The 21,500-nt window shown below is 36.9% G+C and carries 11 protein-coding genes; 1 reads left to right on the top strand and 10 read right to left on the bottom strand.

Annotated features, from left to right (window positions below; translation table 11 throughout):
• Positions 1-58: 58 nt before the first annotated feature.
• Positions 59-12,460, bottom strand: coding sequence for an SLAP domain-containing protein (locus F5ESL0233_RS03050; RefSeq protein ID WP_122058668.1), 12,402 nt, complete (start codon positions 12,458-12,460; stop codon positions 59-61).
• A 1,004-nt stretch (positions 12,461-13,464) separates the two neighbouring features.
• Between F5ESL0233_RS03050 and F5ESL0233_RS03040 the strand changes: the two genes are divergently transcribed.
• On the top strand, positions 13,465-13,917 hold the full coding sequence (locus F5ESL0233_RS03040) for a universal stress protein (RefSeq protein WP_090093240.1): 453 nt from the start codon (positions 13,465-13,467) through the stop codon (positions 13,915-13,917).
• Positions 13,918-13,972: 55 nt separating this feature from the next.
• Here the strand turns inward: F5ESL0233_RS03040 and F5ESL0233_RS03035 are convergent, their stop codons facing one another.
• The 9 genes from F5ESL0233_RS03035 to atpA form a co-directional block, all read right to left on the bottom strand.
• Entirely contained in the window at positions 13,973-15,166 is a 1,194-nt protein-coding gene (locus tag F5ESL0233_RS03035) for an FtsW/RodA/SpoVE family cell cycle protein (protein ID WP_122058664.1), read from the bottom strand.
• A 17-nt stretch (positions 15,167-15,183) separates the two neighbouring features.
• On the bottom strand, positions 15,184-15,411 hold the full coding sequence (locus tag F5ESL0233_RS03030; protein WP_090093237.1) for a DUF2969 domain-containing protein: 228 nt from the start codon (positions 15,409-15,411) through the stop codon (positions 15,184-15,186).
• Positions 15,412-15,419: 8 nt separating this feature from the next.
• Positions 15,420-15,713 (bottom strand): membrane protein insertion efficiency factor YidD, encoded by a 294-nt coding sequence (gene yidD, locus F5ESL0233_RS03025; RefSeq protein WP_122058662.1) that lies wholly within the window; start codon positions 15,711-15,713, stop codon positions 15,420-15,422.
• Between the two features lie 20 nt (positions 15,714-15,733).
• On the bottom strand, positions 15,734-16,720 hold the full coding sequence (locus tag F5ESL0233_RS03020; protein ID WP_122058660.1) for a rod shape-determining protein: 987 nt from the start codon (positions 16,718-16,720) through the stop codon (positions 15,734-15,736).
• An 82-nt stretch (positions 16,721-16,802) separates the two neighbouring features.
• Complete coding sequence (locus F5ESL0233_RS03015; RefSeq protein WP_090093232.1) at positions 16,803-17,033, bottom strand: DUF1146 family protein; 231 nt, start codon at positions 17,031-17,033, stop codon at positions 16,803-16,805.
• 67 nt (positions 17,034-17,100) lie between these two features.
• Positions 17,101-17,538: a F0F1 ATP synthase subunit epsilon gene (locus F5ESL0233_RS03010; RefSeq protein WP_122058659.1), complete on the bottom strand. Its 438-nt coding sequence runs from the start codon at positions 17,536-17,538 to the stop codon at positions 17,101-17,103.
• Between the two features lie 11 nt (positions 17,539-17,549).
• The gene (gene atpD / locus F5ESL0233_RS03005) at positions 17,550-18,989 is read right to left on the bottom strand and encodes a F0F1 ATP synthase subunit beta (protein WP_122058657.1); all 1,440 of its coding nucleotides are present in this window, start codon (positions 18,987-18,989) and stop codon (positions 17,550-17,552) included.
• 23 nt (positions 18,990-19,012) lie between these two features.
• Positions 19,013-19,975 (bottom strand): F0F1 ATP synthase subunit gamma, encoded by a 963-nt coding sequence (locus F5ESL0233_RS03000; RefSeq protein WP_090093226.1) that lies wholly within the window; start codon positions 19,973-19,975, stop codon positions 19,013-19,015.
• Between the two features lie 10 nt (positions 19,976-19,985).
• Positions 19,986-21,497: a F0F1 ATP synthase subunit alpha gene (atpA, locus tag F5ESL0233_RS02995; RefSeq protein WP_122058656.1), complete on the bottom strand. Its 1,512-nt coding sequence runs from the start codon at positions 21,495-21,497 to the stop codon at positions 19,986-19,988.
• Between the last annotated feature and the right edge of the window lie 3 nt (positions 21,498-21,500).

Below are 21,500 nucleotides of genomic sequence, written 5' to 3'. Positions count from 1 at the left end.
AAAAAGGCTAATCCTACATTGAGAATTAGCCTTTTTTAGTAAACTTTTTACTTAATTTCTACTTTGTTATGAAGTTAGCCTCCTTAATATTTTTATTCTTGGCAACAATGTAATACGTACCATTCTTAATTCTGACTGGACTGCCATAAGTTCTAACCAGCTTGTACTTTCTGACAACCGAATGGTTAAGACGATTACCATATTGACTATATAGGTAAGCATTGTGTTTCAATCTTAATTTCTTTGCATCTATATTACCAGCCGCAATATACATACCGTTTTCCAATACATAGAAGAGACGATTATTAATGGTCTTAGTGCCTACAGTATTAACAATCGAACCTGCCTTAAAGATTAATTGATTACTACGAGTGCCCTTTTCATCATAAACGTAAGCATTATGCATAATTTGCTTTTCATTTACTGCAACAGCTACGTCAGCGGTTGAGGTATTGATTGGTTCTACCTCTTCTGCTTGTGTTTCAGTAACAATCTTCTTAAGCATAACATTTGATGCCTTTACGTATCGATTCTTAGCAATGATAAAGTATAACGATCCTCTAATGGTAACCGCACTACCGTAAGTATTAATTAATCTATCCTTACGTAGTAATCCTGCCGAGTTAATCCGTCTACCATATTGGTCATAAACAGCTGCATTATGCACTAACTTCTGGACACGATATTTAACATTACCTAGTGCCAAGTAATACTGCTTATTAGCAGCATTTTGATCATGCAAAATGTAGAATTGACGTCCATTAATGGTTGTTACTCCATAAGTTGTTACTACAGAACCAGCTCCTAGGATAACCTTATTGCAACGACTACCTGTTTGATCATAAAGATAAGCATTGTGCATTAGAGTTACATCTACTCCATGATCATTATCTTTAGATGAAGAATTGTGACCTGGCTCAGAATCTGATGAGTTTGGTTTGTTTGCTGTGTCATTTGGGGTACCCGGTGTACCTGGGGTGCCTGGTACACTTGGAATATTACCTGAATCATGATGGTTTCGATCATTTTGAACCTTCGGATCATTATTCCAAATGTCCTTAGCCGCGTCACTATCTTGGGTACTATCCTGGATAATTTGGTTAATGGCCGCGTCACGATTTGTATCAACTTCGTCAGTTGTCTTCGAATTATCAATCTTACCCTTGCCTTCAGTTACAATCTGGTCAATCTGGTCCTTGATTGCTTGCTTTTCATTAGTGGTGTAGTCACTACCGTCTTTATGCTTAAGGCTATCAACCTTCTTCTTAGCATTAGTTGCGACGTCTTCTACAGCACCCTTGGCAATTTCTTTTTCTGCCGCTAACTTATTGGCATTGATTTCTTCTTCGCTATCACCTGTAATCTGCTTATGATCATTAAAGCCCTTGTCAGTCTTTGAAGTGTCTGCTTGATCACCGAATTCTTTATGAATCTGATCAATTGCATCTTGGTGCTTTTGGTTTAGTTCGTCTTCAGCTTTTTGCTTAGCTTGATCATTTTGAACCTTTGGATCTTTATTCCAAATGTCCTTAGCCGCGTCACTATCTTGGGTACTATCCTGGATAATTTGGTTAATGGCCGCGTCACGATTTGTATCAACTTCGTCAGTTGTAGTTGATTTGTCAATCTTACCCTTGCCTTCAGTTACAATCTGGTCAATCTGGTCCTTGATTGCTTGCTTTTCATTAGTGGTGTAGTCACTACCGTCTTTATGCTTAAGGCTATCAACCTTCTTCTTAGCATTAGTTGCGACGTCTTCTACAGCACCCTTGGCAATTTCTTTTTCTGCCGCTAACTTATTGGCATTGATTTCTTCTTCGCTATCACCTGTAATCTGCTTATGATCATTAAAGCCCTTGTCAGTCTTTGAAATGTCTGCTTGATCACCGAATTCTTTATGAATCTGATCAATTGCATCTTGGTGCTTTTGGTTTAATTCGTCTTCAGCTTTTTGCTTAGCTTGATCATTTTGAACCTTTGGATCTTTATTCCAAATGTCCTTAGCCGCGTCACTATCTTGGGTACTATCCTGGATAATTTGGTTAATGGCCGCGTCACGATTTGTATCAACTTCGTCAGTTGTAGTTGATTTGTCAATCTTACCCTTGCCTTCAGTTACAATCTGGTCAATCTTGTCCTTGATTGCTTCCTTTTCATTAGTGGTGTAGTCACTACCGTCTTTATGCTTAAGGCTATCAACCTTATTCTTAGCATTAGTAGCGATATCATCTACAGCACCCTTGGCAATTTCTTTTTCTGCCGCTAACTTATTGGCATTGATTTCTTCTTCGCTATCACCCGTAATCTGCTTATGATCATTAAAGCCCTTGTCAGTCTTTGAAATGTCTGCTTTATCACCGAATTCATTGTGAATCTGATCAACCGCTTCTTTATGCTTTTGCTCTAATTCTTTTTCAGCTTGAACCTTCGGATCTTTAGTCCAAATTTCCTTAGCCGCGTCACTATCTTGGGTACTGTCTTTGATAATTTGGTCAATGGCCGCGTCACGGTTTTTGTCAACTTCGCCAGTTGTCTTCGAATTATCAATCTTATCCTTGCCTTCAGTTACAATCTGGTTAATCTTGTCCTTGATTGCTTCCTTTTCATTAGTGGTGTAGTCACTACCGTCTTTATGCTTAAGGCTATCAACCTTATTCTTAGCATTAGTTGCGACGTCTTCTACAGCACCCTTGGCAATTTCTTTTTCTGCCGCTAACTTATTGGCATTGATTTCTTCTTCGCTATCACCCGTAATCTGCTTATGATCATTAAAGCCCTTGTCAGTCTTTGAAATGTCTGCTTTATCACCAAATTCATTGTGAATCTGATCAACCGCTTCTTTATGCTTTTGTTTTAATTCGTCTTCAGCAGCTTGACGTTTTTCCCGCCTTTCTTGTTGTACCGCTGGATCCTTATCCAAGATGTTTTTAATTTTTTCGTCTGTTAGATCATTATTAATGCTATCTATAACATCTTCTCGTTCTTGCTTTATGGTACCAGCATCTAGCTTATGGTCAATTGACCCATTTTCTTTAGTGGCATCTTTACGCTCTTGTTCAATTTGATTAATAATGGCTTTCTTTTCATTAGTGGTGTAGTCACTACCGTCTGGACGTTTAAGACTATCAACCTTAGTCTTAGCGTTAGCGGCCGCATCTTCTACAGCACCCTTGGCAATTTCACGTTCAATAGCTATCTTATTTCTAATGATATCATCAATAGAGGTTCCTGATATGATGATATTGCCGTCTTTATCCTTGTGATCGTTCAAAGCTTTATCGGTATTATCATGAGCACCTGTGCCAAGTTGAGTTACAGCATCATTATAATGCGTCCCCACTTCTTCTGCGGCAGTTTTACGAGCATCTTCAACATCTTGAGCAACTGAATTGTTTTCTGCACTATTAATATTGCCTTCACCGGTCTGTTCAGCCTTATCAATATCCTCAATTATATCTTTCACTTTATCAGTAGGAGAAACATCATTAGGGAGGCTATCAATATTATCTTTGGCTGTATTGGTTGCATGGTCTATATCTTTTCCACCATTTGGTGCCTTCTCTTTAGCTGCTGCTGCCGCTTGATCAAGTTTAATCTTTGCCTTTAACTTGTTTAATGCAATCAGACCTTTGACATATTCAGCAGTGGCGTTTTTAAGCGTGTCTTTATCCGTTTGATCAGGATTGATATCGTTGATATTGGCAATTGACTGCTTTATTGTATCAATATTAGCCTGATAATCTTTCTTTTGTTGATCATTTAAATGATTAATATCAATACCAATACTGTCTAAACCACTTTGTAAACCGGTAACTTTTTCTTTATCAAGCCCATTAACAGCATTGTCCTTTTCAGAAGTCACATAATCTGAATTGGTCAAAACAGCATCAATACTTGCTTTCCAATTGTTTATTTGCGATTGATTAATTGGATCACTAGGGATTTTATCATTAACTTTTGCCGTATTTACATAAATTTCCCTTTTAGCCTCATTGAAGGCATTATCAATCGCAGTATTAGCTTCTGTCTTTTGGCTTTGAGATAATTGTGAATTATTAATGATGTCCTGCGCAGTATTTTTGTAATTTTGTAAATCAGAAATAATTTTATTATTAGTAGCTTGTCTGTTAGCTTGCTTAACAATAGCATCCATTTTACTTTTAGCAGTATTTTCTCGCCCAGTGACTATTCCTGGTAATTCACTATTTGTGCCATCTTCACTAGATACTGCATTAATTCGGCTCCTACCATTTTCAAATTCAGCTTCTATTTGTTTTTGATAATTTTCTAAGTCTTCACTTGTTAAACCTGAAATTTGAGAAACTTCAGTTTTTCTCTGGTCTCTGTAACTTTCTAACTGGTTAATCGCCTCTATTTTAGCATTAATAAGGTCAAGTGTTTCATCAGCGATAGTTACAATTCCTGAGATAGCATGTTCACCGTAGATGTATTTTTCGTTTGGCTTCGAATTATTATTTGGATCAGTTCCTGCTTCGATATTATCAACCATTGTCTTGGCCTTACTAATATCATTAGCAATGTCAGTATCTTCGAGTTTGACCCCATTAATCTGATTCGTTGTTTTAGTGAGAAGGTCATCAATCTGGTGTTTCAAGTTATCAATAACATCTGGCGGTAAACCTGCACTAGCCTTAGCAGTAATACTAGCCTTAGCATTTTGTGCTGCGGCTTTAATTTTAGCAAGTTGCTTATTCTTCTCTGCTAAAAGTTGGGTTGGATACGTCGCATGATCAACCTTAGTTTTAGCAGCAGTCAATGCAGCATCAACTATCTGATCTACATCAGCATTTTCAGGAACTGGTGTACCAAGAATGTCAGTAATACCGTGTTGTAAAGCGTCATTAACAGCTTGACGTCCATCGGCAAGATCCTTTTCACTCAAATATGGATGGGCCGAATCATTAACATTTTTACCGTAATTTTCTAAATTATCTTTAGCTTCATTAGCATGACCAATCAAAGTATTGATTGCTTTGCTCTTCTTCTCAAAGCTTTCCGTTAAGTGTGAGATTGCGGCTTCACCAGCAGCAGTTTGCTTATTCATTTCATCCGTTGGATCTTGGTCATTATTATTACGCGCATCAGTCTTAGCTTTATTAATAGCAGCAGTGGCTTTAGCAGCTTCGGCTTCAATTTGCCGAACCATTTCAGCTTCTAATTTATCTTTATCTTCTACTGTCGAATTTTGCGCAATATTATGGGCTGTTTGTTTAGCTTTTGTAGCGGCAGCGGTAATTCGTTGCAAATCAGCAGTCAATGTTTCTTCATAAGTAATGTGGGTATCAACAGCGGCAAGTTTACCCATTCCAGTTGCTACAGCCGCAGCTAAATCCGATTCAGATTTAACAGCATTAATGGCTTGCTTGCCAGTGCTTAGGGCATCATTAATTTCCGCAAGTAATTGATTACTTTGTGCAGTATCCAATGTATGGTTAATACCGCCATCATTCACCCTTTGTCTGAGTCTGTTTGCTTCATCCTCTAAACGCTTGATAGCTGACTCTTTATTTTTGTTTAAATCGCTTGTATCTTGCGCATCAGCTTTGATTCCGTCAATGGCTCCCTTAGCAGCAGACACAATAGCATCAACTTTAGCAGTGGTATCTGTAGCGGGGCGTTCTAACTTTGCCTTAGCATTAGCGACGGTGTCGTCAATCCGCTTATCTAAGGCTTTCTTTTGATCCTCTTTCAAGTTAGTAGAATTTGCATAACTACCTTTAGCTTCTGTAGCATATTGATCTAAGTCTTTAGAAGCTTTTTCTTTAGCATTTTGCAAAGTTGCATCAGTTAATGCCTGACCAATATTAGCTAATCCAGTAACTTTATTAGCATCAATTTCAACTTGAGAAGCAGATCCATTAATATTATTAACGGCTCGATCATGAGCAGCTTGGGCCTGTTGTTTAAACTGTTCCCTTTGCTCAAGAGATAACTCAGGTAAGGCGTCAATTTTATCCTTAATCCCAATAACAGGTGGCTTAGCCTGCGGGGCACCATTCAAAGCTTTGTCTAACTCGGCAATTGCCTTATTTTTAGCTTCTGCTAAAGCTTGGTTTTGCGCATTCTGCTTAATATTATCAATAGCACTGATTGCACCCTCTTTAATAAATCTAATGGTATTAGCATCTGTAGTTCCATTAATGCTATTTTCAGCATCGTTTTTAATTTTATTAATTTTATCAATATCTTTTTGATTGTTTGGATCAAGGTCTGCTATTACATCTTGGGCATGTTGGCTAATTGCATTGTTAGCTTGCAACTTAATAATATCCAAGTTGAAATCACTTTCTGCTTGGTTAATTTTATTAGTTGCATCAGTCACTAAATTATTAATATCCGTCTTAGAAATAGCCTGGTCAATAGCCTGATCAGCTTTAGTCTTAGCGTCATTAATAGCATCAAGTGCTTTATCTTTAGCATTTTGTGCTGCTAGTTTTTCAGCGTCAGTAAGGTTATCAAATTGATCATTAATCCGCTTTTTAGCTGCTTCTGCCGCATCGTCAACTACCTTTTTACCAGCAGTTTTCGCAGCATCCAAGTCTTGTTTTAAAGCATTATCCTTGATCTGATTAATGTTAACTTCACCAGTTGCTTCTGCTTTATTAGCAGTTTCTGAATTAATAGAGTTCTTGACCCGCTCTTTAGCCTGATCACGGGCAGACTCAATGTCCTTTTGTGCTTTATCTTTGTCATCCTTAGACAACGTTGAATTATTGATTTCAGCAATAGCATTTTCGGCAACAGCATCTAACTTACCTAAGTCAGCATTAATTGTTGCAACAAGATCACGGGCACCTTTAACAACCTCATCCATGTCAGCAATGCCTTGATCTCTAGACTTAACTACTTGCTGAATCGTGTCTTGGGAATCAATAGCTTGCTTGGCTTGATTGTAGATCTCTTTAACCTGATTAATTAACTCAGTCTTTCGATCACTATTGATATTCCCCAAAGCATTAATTTGGTTAATAACTTTACTTTGTTCTGCCAATAAGTCATGCTGGGCAGCTTCTTTGGCTGACTGCAAGTCAGCTTGAGCTTGAATTTGTGTTAATTTAACTTTACCTGCTCTTACAGCAGTATCAACTGCAGACTCATCCGTAGCACTATTAATAGCCCGGTTAGCATCTGCGACCACAGCGTCAATATCCTGATAATACTTATTCTTTTCATTATCCGATAAGTTAGGATCTTGCTCAATATGTTGCCGAACTGCTTGAGCAGCTGCGTCAAGATCTTCTCTTGCCGTCTTTCTATGCTGCTCAAGTTTTTGAGCAACTTCATTACTAATTCCAGCTACCAGTTGATCCATTCCTTTGATAGTATCAGCCTTAGCCTGGTTAACCATATCAAGACTCTGTTCAGTATTAATTTGAGCCAAACCATCGTCTTTAATTTTATTTAAACTGTTAATGTAATCTTTTTTCGCTTGATCGTCTAATTTAGAATCATTAATTGTGTTTAAATCTGTTTGATATTGATCGTTAACAGCTTTACTTGCCCGAGACTTGGCGGCATCGAGTTCAGCTGCAGCTAAGTCCTTATCAATCTGCTGCTCAGCCAGACTCTCAGCATTATCAACATTATCCTTGTCAGCGGCGTTAATGCTAATTTCACCAGCTTTTTCATGTTGATCAATCAAATTCTTATAATTAGCTTTAGCAGTTGCCGATAATTCAGTGTCAGGCTTTGCATCAATTTGATCTTTAGCTGCTTGCGCTTTTTGCTGTAATTTTTCAATAGCCTTGTTCCGTTGACCAATTAAATCATTTAAACTAGCAGCGTCAGCGGCAACTCCAGCAATATTATTTAATGCTTCATTAAGATCGGTTGTAATTTGATTATTATCTCGCTCGTTTGTGATTTTCGCAATACCAGCTTGAGCCGCATCATCCACGTCTTTTTGCAGTTTAGCAATATCGTCTGACGAAAGACTTGGATACTTTTGGTTATTAATACTATCTCTGATTTCCTTTTGTTTATCTTGGATTTGCTGAATGGCATTACTCTTAGCAGCCGTAGTAGTTGCTTGTGCGAGAACGTCACTTAACTTAGCGTGACCAGTTTCATACGCATCGTGTAGACCAGTTTTATCAGATGCCTTATTAATAGCAGTAAAATCTTCACCTTGGTCACTAATTACTGCTTTAGCCTTATTAATGGCTGTAGTTTCGGCATCACTTGGTAAGTGTAGGTTTTTTATGTTAGTTTCAATCTGACTTTCATAAGCAATCAGCTGATTTTTAGCAGCTTGTTTGGCAGCTGCAAGGAGGTTTGATTCTGCTGAATTTTTAGCAGTAGCAACGTCAGTCGCATTATCAACCACTGGTACGCCATCATGAACAGCATCAATCTGGCCTTGTCCTTGCTTTAGGGCAGTAGCCATATCATTATCTGCTGTTAACCCAATACTATCTAGATAAGACTTAGCGGTATTAGCCAGATCAGCTTTAGCAGCCTCTTTATTAAAGGTATTCTTTGCTGCTGTGACAAGCTGATCAATATCAGTTTGAGTGTTTTGCCCATAAATAGACTTATTCTTATCAAACTTAGAATCATTCGGTTTAGCAGTGGCTAAATCCTTAGCCGCATTGATTGCATCAATATAATTTTGCTTGTCGGCATCACTTAGGCCTAATTTACTAATTTGCGCAATTGCAGTTGTGGCAGCCTTATCAATTTCGTTAGCGGCCTGTGTTCGATTCTGATTAAGTACAATACCATTAATAGTGTCGGTTCCTTTACTACCGTCTTTATCAGTACCATTAATAATATTATTAATAATATCATCTAGACTACCTTGAATATCACCTTTATCTTCTGGATGTTGAGTAATCTGGTCTTGGGCAGCTTGTTCCACCTTTTTAATGGCATCAATTATATCAGTAATATTTTTAATTTTACCGTTAGCATCAACATAATGACCTTTAACAGCATCAACACTAGTGTCTTGATCAATCGTACCGCCCTCTTTAGCAATCGCAGCAGCATCACTTAATTCGATCCGATCTTTAAGCTTAGTAATCGCATCTTTAGCCGCTTGACTTATATTAGGGTCTTCAGCAATTTGATCGATCTGATTATTGGTAGCTTGAATATTATTATTGATTTGGGTTTTGGTATAGGTTTTAGCCGCATTATTGACTTCATTTATTAAATTATTTTTAGCCGTACTAATCTTGTCTTGCACATCGCCAACTTTGTTATTAGCATCAACTCCAGGCACATTATCAATGGCTGATTCATCATTAAAAGCTGCATCAATGGCTGCATCAATCTTGTCTTTCTCTGCTGGAAACGCATCTTTTGGAAACGCATCTTTAGCAGCTTGAGCCGCATTAGCAACTTCTTGTTTGGCAATGGCCTTCATTGCATTAGTCAAGGCATCATTGACCCCGTTTACAGCTTGATCGCGGCGGTGGTTAATTGCCGTTTCATCTTTAGCGTTTGGGTCATAAACCGACGTACCCTCATGCCCAGCAGGAATAGGAGAAATTGCATCTTGGCCATATTTATCCATAGCAGCATCAAAATCTGTTTTAGCTTTACCTGTTAAATTAGAATTACTGCCTACCTTGTCTTGAGCTGCACTAATAGCATCTGTAATTGCCTTGGCGGCATCTGTTCTGACATTACTAATATCTTTAATCAACAAATCATAAGTATGGTCATTCTTATTGTTTGGATCATAACCGATGAAGTTAGCATGGGGGGTTAATTCAATTTTTGTACCTGGAGCGAGTTTATTAACTTGATCAGCTGGAATTGTAAAGCTGAAGTTACCGTTTTTATCGGCTTGAGCCGCAAATTTATTCGGCATAGGTCTAGATTCAATATTAGTATCTGGGTAAGGTTTAGAACCAGACGCCACATTATCGATATCAGTTGTACCAATCTTGGCGCTAATATAAGCATGGGTCCCACCTGGCAAAATTTTACTAAAAATGCCATCACTACCAGGACCATCTTTCTCTTCAGTATAATTGACGATATGACCCGTAACAGTTCGACTTCCATCACCATTAACAGCTACATTTACCCCCTCAAGATCTAAGAACCCATCAGGATTAGCTGACTTAAAGCGAACATTGTTATACCCCGTAGGAAGCATTTCCTTATTACCGAAGGCAGCTTTAATAATATTCGTAAAGATCTCATCATAAGTCATACCAATAGAAATTTTCTTACTATCAAGTAACGGTTGAAGTAGTCCCTGGTATTCAGGTGGGAGACCAGCTACTGTATCTGGCGTTAGTGTTCTTTTTCCATTAAGCAAGACTAGGGATGGAACTTCTAAATTCATTCCTGTTGACGTAATTGAGCCTCTTTTTAACCCTAATTCAAGGAAAGGCGGCAGGACTATATCCGCTTTATTAATATTCAAAATCTGACTTACATTATTTAAGGTAATCGGAGTGGTTCCAACTATTGCAGTACGTGAATTATGGTTAGAATTCGCATTTAAAATTAGTGATTGGGGGTTATTAACAGTAAGTGTACCATTTTGAATATCAACTAGAGTAATGGCTCCAGTACCTGCTCCTTGCCCTGAACTGTCACCCGTTAAGGCTATTTCAAAAGTACCATTGTTAACTGTGGCCTTACCTTTAATCAAAAATAATGTACCTGAATAATTACCCATGTTGGTACCGGTAATTTTTAATGAACCTTTAGGGGCAATATTAAAATTACCACCATCATAAACTAAATTACCAGACAAATAGTTAGAAATGTTACCATTAGTTGCAACTTCAACATTCCCACCAGTTAGAATATTAAAAGCATTCGAATTACCATCAATATATATCGCAGATGCCTGTCGACCGTCCACTGATGTAAAATCATGATCCGACTGATTTTGACCAACATTAATCTTTAAAGTTCCTGCTACATTAATATTTTGATTAGTACCATTCATGTAGATACCATATTTAGCGAGAGTATATTCAGCACCATTTGGTGCTAAATTTTTGGTAGCATTTTTAGCAGGATTAAGAATAACGGTAGCTCCAGCAGCAATGTTAACAGTATTATCTTTCGTAGTTAATACCGCTGGTCTTCCTAACTCAAGTACGGTGCCATTATAAGTAGAACCTTCAAAGGTACCATCATCAAAATCGATAGTATTATTCGAATCCATTAATTCTAATAATTGTTGATTATTTCCTAGATTAACAGTAGTACCTTGATAGGGTGTAAGGACTGTTTCGGCAGTATTATTACCTGTAAAATGATAGTGAGTATTGCTTGAAGTATGAGCTAATTGACTACCATGAAAACTAACATCTTTAAAAGTTACTATAGTATCAGGAGTGCTATCTGTGTAAATAACACCAAAATAATTAGCACACCACAAATCTAAGTTATCATAGGTTAGATTTAACTTTCCAGTACAACGTAAACTATTCCCTCTATAATCAATTTTATATTTAGTAGAACCTTCAGATCTAATTACCACTGTTCTAGAATTTGCGGTATCTACACCGATTGGTGGATACGATATTGCATCATTTGGGGCCCTAAAACTACCCGTGATAATAATTTCAGATACTTCCTTTTTTCCTAAGGCATCAACATAGTCTTGCCAATTATTTACTTTGACTGTTTTACCACTGTTAGTATCTTGTACCCCAACTTTAGGTGTCATATCCTTATCTTGATCAGCTGGGGTCAAAGGCTTAGCCGGACTAGGCACCTTAGTTGAATTAGAAGCCTGATTAGCATCAGCAACCGAATCAGCGGGTAGCTTCGCCTCTTGATCATTATTAGCTGTTCCCGTTAAATCAGGATTACTATTAGCATCAGCTTGAGGAGCGCCATTGTTTGTAGTACTCCCAGCAGGGGCATTAATTGACCCAGTAGGATTAGTTGTCCCCTGTCCATTATTCCCTGCAGTAATTGCCTGTTTGCTATTATCAGTATTAATAGAAGCAGAAGTACCATTAGGATTTACTTCTGCTTGAGCGTTATTACTATTGTCAACCTTATGTGAGTCTGCTTTTGTATTCTGAGCAGGGGCAGTTGGGGCAGTTGCCTTATCTGTATCCTTCAAAAAAGTGCTCAGTCCTGTGTAAGTTGATAACTTAGCTTGCCTATCATCCGTCTTTTCGGACAAAGGATTACTATTAGTCTTAGTAGCGGTTGGCGCATTACTAGTAGCTGAATCCTGATTCTTAGTAGCTGAGGCTGTTGCCGCTTGACTTGGCGGTGTAGCATTGCTCTGGTTATTATCTGTTGCTTGCTGATTAGCCTCTTCTGTAGCGTTTTGTTCTGGAATAACAGAATTAGCTTTAACTGCTTGACTGTTTAAACCAAAAAAGGTAAAGCCTAAGAATACTGAGGCAGCTCCAATACTTAATTTACGAATTGAGAATCGATCTCGCTTTGCTTGCATTTCCATTCTCTTTAGACGTTCATTATAATTATTTTTACCTAACATTAAAATATCCTTTCCTATTTTCCAAACCTATACATGAATTATTTTAGACGTTCAATGCAAAATTAGCAATATAAAATCCGAAATTAATCAGCAATTATAAATAACTATTTTTCTAATTTTTATTAGTCTTGAAATAAAAGAATTAATTTTAGTATTATTATCTTGTTAAATAAGGTTTTTTATTCGAAATTTAAATAACATTTATGGTAAAATTAACAATAAATCTATATTATAAATTTTTGGGCTTAATTTTATATACAAACACATTTAAAATATTTTTATTTAAATATAAGAAAAATATCTAAATTTAGTTTAAAAAATTTTGGTTAAGTATTTTTTTAAATTATGCCTAGTTACTTTGTGTGTTTACTTGTCATTTAGAATTTATTCTTGACAAACTAAAATTGATTAGATAGTATAACTATGGTCTAAGTTGATTAACAAGCTTAATTGTATAAGTTGACCGGTCAAACTAAAAACGTGCGAGTCTGTAAATAACTGTCGGATCGGAACACTATCACCCATTTTGCATAGGATCCATATTCGTTGCGATACTACTCATTTATTTGAACACTGCGGGTTCAACAGCACTGTTTTGCACTGTTAATTCAACTTAGATTTTTTAGAAAATAATAGAAGCGGTCACGAGGACCGCTTTTTTAATGGAGATTTTTATGATTTTAAAAATTGTCGTTTTGGTTTACCTCTGCTTGCTTTTGCTAACTGCTTATTATCTTTGGCAAAAACGCAAGGATCACTTTTTAATATTTAATAACCAAACCAATACTAACTTTCAGACAATCATGACCTGTACCGCTATTCTGCTCTTTCTTGAAAGCCTACTTGGCTTTGTTTTACTATTGCTATTTACCAACAAATACTATAATTTAATTACAATTTTTCTAAGTTGTTCTACTATTTTAATTTTTAGCCTCTTAATTAATCAAAAGAACGAATAATTCAGGTAAAAATTTGGTAGAATAAAAGTAAGCGAGGTATTAATTATGAAACAATATCATCAAATACAAGTTGCTGTTGATGGCTCCAAGGAAGCAGAATTAGCTTTTCAGAAAGCAATTGAAGTGGCTCAGCGTAATAATGCCACTTTAGAAATTCTCCATGTCATTGATACAAAGTCATTTCAAAATGTTTCAAGTTTTGACTCGGATATGGTCGAACAAGTTGCTAACGATGCAAAAGAAAAATTGGAAAAATATTATGAAGTAGCGCAAAATGCGGGAATCAAGGAAGTTCATTTTTCCATTGAATTTGGTTCTCCTAAGGCAATTATTGCCCAGCAATTCCCCAAAGAGCACCAGATTGATTTAATTATTCTTGGTTCAACTGGTTTAAATGCAGTCGAGCGTATGTTAATTGGTAGTGTAACCGATTATGTAACTAGAACTGCCCCTTGTGACGTATTAGTTTGTCGTTCAACTAGACCAACAAGAATCTAAATAATAAAAAAGCATTTCAAGGTTGAAATGCTTTTTTTATTATTTAAATTAAATTCTAAAAGTCGCCGGCTTTACTAAACATGTAATCTTTATTATGGAATTTCATCGATAGAATCATGCCAACACCGACCATGTTACCAATTAGGGCTGAACCACCCTGTGAAATAAAGGGTAGCGGAATCCCCGTTAACGGCAACAAATCAATACTCATGCCAATATTTTCGAATACATGAAACAAAATCATCATGATTACGCCAGTTGAAACATAAGAATAAAAAGCATTCTTAGTGTCAAAGGTAATTCGAACCATCTGGACAATTAAATATAAATATAACAAAATAACTGCAACACTACCGACAAAGCCAAATGACTCACCAATTACGGAATAGACCATATCTGAGCCCCGAACTGGAACATAAACACTTAATTTGCCAAAGCCATTACCAAATATTTGCCCAGAGCCAATTGCTTGCATACTTAACCACAACTGATAGGCATCTTTGGAAGTGTCAGATGAGGGGTTAAGCCAAGACATAATACGCTTAAACTGATATGGTTGGAAAAAATGACTTAAGAGAACTTGACCTTGTGGTGTAGTAACCATGATAATGACGGTTATTCCGAGAATTGCGACAGCAATAAACATTGGAGTAATAATTTTCCAAGAAATACCAGAAACTAAAATTACCCCGCCAGTAATTGCAACAAAAACTAGCATGGTCCCAAAATCATTCTGTAGTTTTAATAGAATTGCAATGGGAATCAACCAAGCAATAATTTTGCCAATTAAGTTCCAATCATTTCTAATTGTATGTTCGAATTTCTGGTTGTGCTGATGAACTACTCGAGCCAACATTAAGATGAAGGCCGGTTTCATGACTTCAGAGGGTTGAAAGGAAATCGGTCCTAATTTAAACCAACTTTTTGCTCCTGCATCAGCGGCAATACTCCGATTATAAAAGAATAAAACTGCAATCAAAAGGACAATCCCAAAGCTATAAACATAAGGCGCAATACGAAAAAGTTGTTCGGCATCAAATTGAATTACGAATAAAACAATTACTACCGAAATGATATACCACAGTCCTTGCATTAAAACGGCTTTTGGCGGACTACCCATATGACTCGGATCATCAATGGCGGCAAAATAAATTGAATATAAACCAACTGCCGCTAGCAATAAAACAGGGATGACAATATTCCATGCAATTCGATTAAATAAGTTTGTTTTATTTTCAACTTTTACCATTTAATTATCACTGCCTATTATTTTTCATGTAAGACATAGTATGAAAGCAAGTCATTGATACTACTCTCTAAACTCTTAGCATATAAAATACTACTATTCTTAGTTGAAGTTGCTCGGTAGCGACCAGACAATTTTTCGATTAGACCGATCGTTTTTTTATGGGGGATAACCACTTCCCAAGTCGGATTTTCCCTATTCTTGACTTCATTAATCTCTACATTAATATTTTCGGGTTTTCTTGACATAATAACTCCTACTTTACAGAAGGATGAAACTTTTTAGCAATAATTTCATCTTCATACTTTTCTGGGTGAGGATTACGAAAAATAGTAAATTTATCCGCAACTGGATCGACCCCACCACGCACAAATGGGTTACAACGTAATATGCGACAAGTGCCCATAATCAAACCTTTAATTAAACCAAATTTAGTTAAAGCATCAATCATATAAGTTGAACAAGTCGGATAGTAGCGACAACTTTGAGGCAATGCGGGAGAAATAATCCTTTGATAAAATTTTACTAAAAAAATTAAAAATTTACGCAAACCAGCCTCCTACTAAATTATTATCGTTGATGTTTTTCAATATTTTTAAGTAAAATACCTGTACCTAAAGCGACTGCTTCCAAGGGATGATCTGCTGTTAAAACTGGAACCTTCAAGTAATAAGAAATTAATTTGTCAAGATTCTTTAATAAGGCGCCTCCTCCAGTTAACATAATGCCGCGATCAATGACATCAGCTGACAATTCTGGCGGAGTATTTTCTAAAACTTCTTTTGTAGCCGCAACAATCGTCATTAACCCGTCACATAAAGCTTCTTGAATTTCAGTTGCAGAAACTGTAACCTGCTTTGGCAAACCATCAACCATATCGCGACCCCGCACTGTGATGGTCTCATCTTCATCAGGTTCAAAGGCGCTACCGATTTCAATTTTGATTTGTTCAGCTGTTCGTGAACCAATTAATAAGTTGTGCTTATTCTTGATATAAGCAACAACAGCTTGATTCATATGGTCACCGGCATAACGCAGCGATTGACTGGTAACAATTTCACCCATAGATAAAACTGCGATATCAGTTGTCCCACCACCAATATCAATTACGATATTACCTTGAGGCTTAAAAATATCAAGTCCAGCACCGACAGCAGCTACTTTGGGTTCAAAGTCTAAATATACCTTACCACCACCAGATTTTTCTGCAGCTTGAATAATCGCCTTTTGCTCAATTGAAGTCACACCAGTTGGGGCACAAACTAGTATATTAGGCTTAGACATAAAGCCTTTAACATTTAGCTTTTCAATAAAATAAGAAAGCATCGCTTCAGTTATGTCAAAATCAGCAATTACACCATTTTTTAAGGGACGAATAACTCGTATATTACCAGGTGTACGACCAACCATTTTATATGCTTCAGTCCCAACTGCTACAACTTTATTTGTACTTGTATTGACAGCAACAACTGATGGCTCATTTAAAACAATTCCTTTGCCTGAAACATTAATCAGTACATTCGCTGTCCCTAAATCAATTCCTATATCTCGTGCCACGATAACCCTCCATAAATATTCATTGTATATTTTACCATAAAGATGGTAAGTTTGCCGTTGACTTCATTTACTTAAGTAAGTTTTAAAAGAAATTACTTAATTGTAATGAAGTATCAATTAAGGTAATTAGAAAATTACCTACTAAAAAACCCATTGCAATTGCAGCAAAAACCATTAAAAGCTGGGCTTCAAAGACTTTATTTTTTCGAATAATTTTTTCAATTTGTACACTTTTCATAATTTGAAAAGATAAAGCAATTGTAATTAAGTAAATCACAATACTGATTAAAGCATGAACGCCAAGTTGGAACATTTTATTTCTCACTTTACTTTAACTAAGTAAAAACGGATACACCATTGTGCATCCGTTTAAAACTATCTTAATTATCTGAATTATAAACACTAATTCTATTAACGGCTCTTCTTAATGCAACCTGTGCTCGTTCAATAGAACGTTGGTCATGCATAGATTTGGCCTTTTTCAGTTCACTTTGGGCACGTTTCTTTGCGGCTTCTGCTCGGGAAAGATTAATTCTAGTCGAGCGTTCTGCACTATCTGCAATAATTGTAGCAACATTATTAGAAAATTCAAAGTAACCACCACTGATGGCAATATGATTTACGGTCTCATTCATCTCACGACCACGTTTGACCCTAATTTCACCAATTGTTAGCGGGGTCAAAATCGGTAAGTGATTATACATAATTGAACGTTGACCATCAATTGCGCGCATTTCAACAAGGCTACAATGATGTGAAAAAATCAAACCATCAGGAGTTACAACATTAACGATAAAAAGGTTTTCTGGATCTGCCATTGGACATCACCCTACTTTTCTAACAATGCTTTAGCTTCTGGATCACTAGCTGTTACGCCCATCTTTTGTGCTTTTTTCAAAACATCTTCGATTGGACCAACACTACGAAAAGCATCTTCTGGTAAATCATCTAAATGACCATCCAGAATCATCTTAAAGCCCTTAATTGTTTCCTTAATTGGCACATAAGAACCAGGAACGCCAGTGAATTGCTCTGCTACAAAGAAGTTTTGAGATAAGAAAAATTGAATCTTTCTGGCACGACTAACGATTACCTTTTCCTCATCTGATAATTCATCCATACCTAACACAGAAATAATATCCTGCAATTCATGGTATCTTTGCAAAATATGTTGCACCCGTGTAGCAGTTTCATAGTGATCAGCACCGACAACTTCTGGATCCAAAGCACTTGAAGTTGACTCTAAAGGATCAACCGCTGGATAAATACCCTGTTCAACCAAGCTACGCTCCAAGTTAGTTGTAGCATCTAGATGGGCAAAAGTAGTAGCTGGGGCAGGATCAGTATAGTCATCAGCAGGCACATAAACGGCTTGAATTGAAGTAATTGAACCCTTCTTGGTTGAAGTGATTCTTTCTTGCAATTGACCCATTTCTGTGGCTAAAGTTGGCTGATAACCAACGGCACTCGGCATTCTACCAAGCAAAGCAGAAACTTCAGAACCTGCTTGGGTAAATCTAAAGATGTTATCAATGAACAGCAAGACATCTTGTCCTTCAACATCACGGAAATACTCAGCTAAAGTCAAGCCAGTTAAAGCTACTCGCATTCTGGCACCAGGCGGCTCATTCATTTGCCCAAAGACCATTGCTGTCTTACTTAAAACACCAGATGCTTTCATTTCAAAGTAAAGGTCATTACCTTCACGAGTTCTTTCTCCAACACCAGTGAAAACAGAAATACCACCATGTTCTTGAGCAATGTTATGAATTAATTCTTGAATAATGGTTGTCTTACCAACACCAGCCCCACCAAACAGACCGACCTTACCTCCTCGAACATATGGCTCGAGCAAGTCAATAACTTTAATACCAGTTTCAAGTATTTCTTGACTAGTGGTTAGTTCATCATATTTTGGTGCATTTTTATGGATACTTTCGCGGGCGTGATCTTTATCAAATTTAGGACCATCATCAATTGGTTGCCCTAAAACATTGAAAACGCGCCCCAATGTATCATTACCAACAGGCACGGAAATAGGTTTACCAGTATCTTCAACCTTCATTCCACGCATTAATCCATTAGTGGATTCCATTGCAATAGTTCTTAGGACACCATCACCAAGCTCTAGCGTAACTTCAAGGATAATTGTCTCATCCTTAGATTTAATTACGCGCAAAGCATTGTCAATATCAGGTAGGTTTTTATCAAGTGGAAATTTAACATCGACCACTGGGCCGATTACTTGAACAACTTCACCTTCACTCAAAACATCTACCTCCTTTTCTCATATTATTTCAAAGCATTAGCACCACTGACAATTTCGGTAATTTCAGTAGTAATTTCTGCTTGTCTTGCACGATTTAATTTAGTAGTTAAACTCGAAACTAATTCATCAACATTGTCCGTTGCACTTTGCATGGCGGTCATTGAACTTGCATGTTCAGCAGTCTTGGCATCCAAAATCGCGCCATAAATTCCAGAACGAATAAATTGCGGAATTAAAGTAGTTAAAACAGTGTTGACATCAGGTTCGATATCATATTCTAAATCCTTATGTGCTTCAGCTTCTTTAACACCAATATCAAGATTATTGATTGGCATCATTTTTTCAACTCTAAACGCTGATGATAAAGTATTAACATGATGCGTATAACACACGTACAATTCGTCATATACGCCATTTAAATACATTTTTATTGCGGTTGAAACAATTGGTAAAATTTCTTCAAAAGTTGGCACATCCGAAATCGCATTATTTTCATAAACAACATTTAAATTGTTTTTCTTAAAAAATTCTGCACCGACGGAACCAATTGCCAAAATTTTAATATCCTTATGTTCAGCTTTAGCATCTTGCACTAAACCCATCATATTTTTAATGACGGCGCTATTATAAGAACCAACTAGCCCGCGATCACCAGTAATAACTAAATATCCGGTTGATTTAATTTCTTTGCGCGACTGCACTAGGTTTGAAACAATACCTAAGCCAAAAACATTTTCATAATCGATTTTACTAATGCTATCTTCATCAACAACTAAATTTTCTTTATGCAAGTGGTTAATAACCTCTGCACTCATCAAACGAGATAAAGTTTGTCTAATATGATTGTTATATACTGTATAACCTTCGTCTCGTTTTTCAGTTTGATTTAATTTTGACGCCGAAACCATCCGCATCGCTTCGGTAATTTTACCAGTTTGCTTAACTGAAGCAATCTTTTTCTTCAACTCAAGTAAAGATGCAGGCATAAGCTACCTCCTATTTGTTACTTGGTGAAAAACTATCAGCAAATTTTGCAATTGCATCTTTTAATTCATTTTCATCCGGCAACTCACCCGTTTGACGGATATGTTCTAATAAATCCGCATGACTACTATCGAAGTTATCGTATAATTCCTTCTCAAAACGAGCGATATCTTCAACTGGAATTGCATCAACATAACCATGAGTCAAAGCGTACAAAATGATAACTTGTTTTTCAACTGGAATTGGGTCATGTAAAGGCTGTTTTAGAACCTCAACAATTCGCCGACCACGATTAAGTTTAGCTTGCGTTGCTTGATCTAAGTCACTACCAAATTGAGCAAAACTTTCTAATTCATGAAAAGCAGCTAGATCTGTTCGCAAAGTACCTGCAACTTTTTTCATGGCTTTAATCTGTGCACTACCACCAACACGGGAAACAGAATTACCCGCATCAATCGCTGGTCTAGTTCCTGCAAAGAACAAATCACTTTGTAAGAAAATTTGTCCATCAGTAATTGAAATTACATTAGTTGGAATATATGCTGAAATGTCTCCAGCTTCCGTTTGAATAAATGGTAACGCAGTCATTGAACCGCCACCAAGTTTATCACTCAATTTAGCACTACGCTCTAATAAACGTGAATGAAGATAGAAAACATCACCAGGATATGCTTCACGACCAGGCGGACGACGAAGTAATAAAGAAAGTTCACGGTAAGCCACAGCCTGCTTAGATAAGTCATCAAAGACTACCAAAACATCCTTACCATTATACATAAACTCTTCACCCATCGCAGTACCAGCATAAGGTGCAATATAAAGCATTGGTGCTGGTTCACTTGGTCCCGCTTCAACCACAATTGTATAATCCATTGCGCCAAAACGTTTTAATGTTTCAACCTGAGTTCTAACTGTTGATTCTTTTTGACCGATAAAGACATAAATACAAATTACATCTTGACCTTTTTGATTCAAAATTGCATCAACAGCCAAACTAGTTTTACCAGTTTTACGGTCACCAATAATCAACTCACGCTGACCACGACCGATTGGCACCAAGGCGTCAATCGCTTTGATTCCAGTTTGTAACGGCTGATTAACAGACTGGCGCTCCATAACACCTGGTGCTGAATCCTCGATTGGTCGAGTTTTAGTCGTTTTAATATCGCCTAGCCCATCAACTGGTTGACCCAAAGGGTTAACTACGCGACCAATTAATTCATCGCCAACTGGTACACGCATAATTTGCCCAGTTCGCTTAACTTGGTCGCCTTCACGAATATCATCAAAATTACCCAAAATAATGATACCAACATCATTTGATTCAAGGTTTTGAGCAATACCATATGAACCATTATCAAATTCTAACAGTTCATTCGCTAAAACATTGTTTAATCCGTGAGCACGGGCGATACCATCACCTATGTATGTTACAACACCGACTTCATTAACGTCGAGTTTGTCATCATAGTGTTCAAGCTGTTGCTTGATCAAAGAGCTAATCTCTTCTGCTTTAATGCTCAATGG

It is taken from the genome of Lactobacillus sp. ESL0233 (assembly GCF_003692995.1).
Lineage (GTDB): Bacteria > Bacillota > Bacilli > Lactobacillales > Lactobacillaceae > Lactobacillus > Lactobacillus bombicola.
Note: the sequence above shows the minus strand (reverse complement) of the source record. Positions and strands in the feature narration are given on the sequence as shown.

What these genes read in the sequence shown, in the direction of transcription:
- F5ESL0233_RS03050 (WP_122058668.1), bottom strand. Translation starts at nt 12,460, where the DNA reads ATGTTAGGTAAAAATAATTATAATGAACGTCTAAAGAGAATGGAAATG.
- F5ESL0233_RS03040 (WP_090093240.1), top strand. Translation starts at nt 13,465, where the DNA reads ATGAAACAATATCATCAAATACAAGTTGCTGTTGATGGCTCCAAGGAA.
- F5ESL0233_RS03035 (WP_122058664.1), bottom strand. Translation starts at nt 15,166, where the DNA reads ATGGTAAAAGTTGAAAATAAAACAAACTTATTTAATCGAATTGCATGG.
- F5ESL0233_RS03030 (WP_090093237.1), bottom strand. Translation starts at nt 15,411, where the DNA reads ATGTCAAGAAAACCCGAAAATATTAATGTAGAGATTAATGAAGTCAAG.
- F5ESL0233_RS03015 (WP_090093232.1), bottom strand. Translation starts at nt 17,033, where the DNA reads ATGTTCCAACTTGGCGTTCATGCTTTAATCAGTATTGTGATTTACTTA.
- F5ESL0233_RS03010 (WP_122058659.1), bottom strand. Translation starts at nt 17,538, where the DNA reads ATGGCAGATCCAGAAAACCTTTTTATCGTTAATGTTGTAACTCCTGAT.
- F5ESL0233_RS03000 (WP_090093226.1), bottom strand. Translation starts at nt 19,975, where the DNA reads ATGCCTGCATCTTTACTTGAGTTGAAGAAAAAGATTGCTTCAGTTAAG.